The 3,577-nt window shown below is 61.3% G+C and carries 4 protein-coding genes; 2 read left to right on the top strand and 2 right to left on the bottom strand.

Features of this window, described 5'->3' with window-relative positions; translation table 11 throughout:
• Together EN939_RS25305 and EN939_RS25300 are read right to left on the bottom strand one after the other, a co-directional pair.
• Positions 1-745: Nramp family divalent metal transporter (locus EN939_RS25305; protein WP_335930803.1), on the bottom strand; the 745-nt coding region annotated here is incomplete at its 3' end.
• A gap of 239 nt (positions 746-984) precedes the next feature.
• Positions 985-1,575 carry a LysE family translocator gene (locus EN939_RS25300; protein ID WP_127270534.1) on the bottom strand — a complete coding sequence of 197 codons (591 nt, stop codon included), beginning with the start codon at positions 1,573-1,575 and terminating at the stop codon, positions 985-987.
• A gap of 226 nt (positions 1,576-1,801) precedes the next feature.
• Here EN939_RS25300 and EN939_RS25295 point away from each other — a divergent pair, with 226 nt between their 5' ends.
• The gene (locus EN939_RS25295; protein WP_127270532.1) at positions 1,802-2,812 is read left to right on the top strand and encodes an ATP-dependent DNA ligase; all 1,011 of its coding nucleotides are present in this window, start codon (positions 1,802-1,804) and stop codon (positions 2,810-2,812) included.
• Positions 2,813-2,918: 106 nt separating this feature from the next.
• A partial coding sequence (locus EN939_RS25290) for a thiamine pyrophosphate-binding protein (protein WP_245473166.1) occupies positions 2,919-3,577 on the top strand: 659 nt, incomplete at its 3' end.

The raw sequence follows: 3,577 nt of genomic DNA, 5'->3' as shown, positions 1-3,577 counted from the left end.
CCTCCTGATTGGACTGCCACGTGTAAAGGTATGCGGAGAGCGTGGTCCCGATGATGGCGACGAGGATGGACAGGTATTCGCGGCTGAATTCGATTTTTGGCAACAGCGTGCCGCGCAGGACAGAGGCTGCATCCGGTTTGGCAAGCACCGCGGAGACCACATAGGCAAGCAGAGCCAGAGCCAGCCACCGGAACACATTTCGGATCAATTTATACGATCCGAACACCTGCAGGGCAAAAATGACGACCGCAACGGCAATGACGACCAAGGGAGCAGGCAGAGGAACGAACAGCACGATGGCCGCCGACATGGCGCCAAGATCTGCGGCTGCCTCGATCGTGTTGCCAATCAGCACGCCCACCAGCACGGACCATAGCAGCCAACGCGGATAGAAGTCCGATATGACCTTGAAAAGCCCGCGACCCGAAACCTGGCCAAGCTTGGATGAAAGATAGACGACGACATACATCATCGGCAGCGTGACAGGTGCCGTCCACAGCAGGTCAGGCCCGAACCGCGCTCCGGCGCTCGCGTAGGTACCGATGGCCGAGCAGTCGTCATCGGCCGCGCCGGTGATCAGACCAAGCCCGAGAGCCCGAACGACGCCGCCCTTTTTTTGCCCGCTTGCCCTTTGGCCCTCGTCAGGTGGCTTGTTCATTGAAGGCGCGTCTTTACCGAGGCCACGCAAGAAATCATGACGAACATTCCAATCGGACGGCGATGAAGCAGCCGTTTCAAGCTGCATTGAGATCGAGGCTCGAACCTCTGGTCAGGCTTTTTGTTCCTGGACCAGTCCCGGCCCGCGACGACGTTTCATCCGATGCGGGTTCTTTCGGCGGAGCCGGACATCCAAGCGAATGCTCCGCTCCACTGAAGAAGGGTGTCGGAGCCTGTCATTCAGGCGACTTGGCACAAAACTTTCCCCGAAAGAAAATCCCGCGGCGCCAAAGTCGAGTGTTCGGCCCAGCCCGTTCATCCGCTTGGTCAGCGGCTCGTACCGCCGCCGATCGCCATCCGTAAGCCGAGGCCGATGATGAGACAGCCGGTGAGCCGCTGCTGCCAAAGCCTTGCGCGAGGGTGCCGCATGACCCATGCCCCGGCCGCGCCCGATGCCAAGGCATAGGCTCCCAGCACCAGCACACCGGTTATCTTCTGTGTTGCGCCAAGCAGCACCAGCTGCGACGTGACGGAGCCCCTGTGCGGATCGACAAACTGCGGCAGGAACGCAACCATGAACATCAAAGGCCAGGGATTGCTCAGATTGGCGATCATTCCTTCCCGGGCGGCGGCGAGCGGCCGCAGGGCCTTGAGGTCACCCGTGGGAATGGTTGCCGAGGATGAAAGCAGCAGCCGGACACCCAGCCAGACGATGTAGGCCGCCCCGGCCCATCGAAGCAGATTGAACGCCAGGGGCGAGGCGTGGACAAGCGAGGACAGGCCGAATGCAATCAGCGGAAGCTGCACAAGTCCGGCGCCCAGCGTCATGCCGAGCACCGTGAGCAGCGCCACGTCGCGCCCCTGTCCAATGCCGCGGGCCATCACCAGCATGCTGTCGGGACCTGGCGGCACCTGCATGAGAATGACGGTTCCGACAAAAGCTATCCACAATGAGGGATCGATGGGGCATCTCCGTTAGCGCTGCCGATGACATCAAAGCGGCCAGCCGTCATCCGGGTTCCGCGGCAAATGAAAATGTCCCATCGCGAAGAACCAGGCATGAACCGTCAGATGGAACGCGGTGCCAGTCCTGGAAGTTGAAAAAAGCCGGAGCCGTTCCTGAGCCGGTTTTGGAGGCCTACCCGTGCATGAACCAATAAACGCCTTCCCGCTCCCGCTGGACACGTCTCCGATGGAGGCCAAGCTTGCCGATGAAATCCCCCGGGATGGAAACCGCTGGCAGTACGAGCCCAAATGGGACGGGTTTCGCTGCCTGGCTTTCAAGAGCGACGACACCGTTGACCTGCGCGCCAAATCCGGCAAGCCGCTCGGCCGCTATTTTCCAGAAATCACGGACATTTTGCGTGACCTCAAGCGCGGGCATTTCGTCCTCGACGGCGAGATTGTCATTGAGGTTGACGGTGAGCTTTCCTTCGAGGCGCTGCAGATGCGCCTTCACCCGGCACAAAGCAGAATCCGCAAACTGAGTTCGCAGACGCCTGCCAGTCTGATCCTCTTCGACATGCTTGCCAGGCCGGGCGGCGAGGTCATCACGGGCAAGCCACTTGTGGAACGGCGGCGAGCGATCGAGGACTTGGTGACCTCCTCGAACAGTCCAGATCTTCGCCTGTCGAAGTGCACTTATGATGCAGCCACGGCGGCTCGATGGCTACACGGCTCCGGCCATGCATCGACCGACGGCATCATGGCCAAAGTGCTTGATGAGCATTATCTGTGCGGCGAACGTGCGATGGTGAAGGTAAAGCCGAGGCGCACCGCCGATTGCGTTGTCGGCGGTTTCCGTTATCTCGCGGACAGTCGTGAGGTTGGCTCGCTGCTCCTCGGCCTCTACAATGACGACGGCAAGCTCGATCACGTCGGCTTCACGTCGACCATCGCCAGGACCGACAGAGGAGCGCTCACGCGCCGGCTGGAAGGGCTGCGGTCAGAGCCCGGATTCACCGGCAAGGCGCCCGGCGGCCCGAGCCGCTGGAGCACGGAGCGCAGCGGACAATGGGAACCCTTGCAGCCTGAACTGGTGGTGGAGGTCCGCTTCGACCACGTTACCGGCAATCGATTCCGCCACGGCACCAAACTGCTGCGCTGGCGCCCCGACAAGGCGCCACGGCAATGCACGTTTGAGCAGATCGAATAGACCGCTCCTGGAAGATCGCTTCCAGAAACCTGTCACGATTTATTGTGACGAAGGAACCAACTCGGGATTCACCGGTTCGGACACCATCCACCGGAGCTACCCCGACATGCCAAATGCAGCAGAAATTCTCATCGATACGCTCGTCGCCTGGGACGTGGAGGTGGTGTTCGGCTTGCCGGGAGACGGCATAAACGGCGTCATGGAAGCGTTGCGGACGCGGCGCGACAAGATTGCCTTCGTTCAGGTCCGGCATGAAGAGTCGGCTGCCTTCATGGCATGTGCGTATGCCAAGTGGACAGGAAAGCTGGGCGTGTGCCTTGCGACGTCCGGTCCCGGCGGAACACATCTTCTGACCGGCCTCTATGACGCCAAGCTCGACCAGGCTCCGGTGCTGGCGATTACGGGCATGCAGTTCCACGATCTGATCGAGACGTTCACGCAACAGGATGTCGATCTGACGCGCGTGTTCCACGATGTCTCCGTTTACAATGCACATGTCGCCGACGCCGCGCATATGGAAAACGTCGCCAGCCTTGCCTGCCGAACCGCGCTGGCGCGCAAGGGCGTCGCCCATCTTTCGATTGCCAGCGACATCCAGGAGCAGGAGAGCGATCCGTCGAAGCGCTCCAAGCGCAATCGCCCGGCGCACACGCCGCAGGATATGTTCGCCGGTCACAGCGTACCGCTGGAGGTTGAGCTCGACAAAGCCGCCGCCATTCTCAATGACGCTTCGCGGGTTGCGATCCTGGCCGGACGCGGCGCCAT

The organism is Mesorhizobium sp. M7A.F.Ca.CA.002.05.1.1, assembly GCF_003998335.1.
GTDB lineage: Bacteria > Pseudomonadota > Alphaproteobacteria > Rhizobiales > Rhizobiaceae > Mesorhizobium.
Note: the sequence above shows the minus strand (reverse complement) of the source record. Positions and strands in the feature narration are given on the sequence as shown.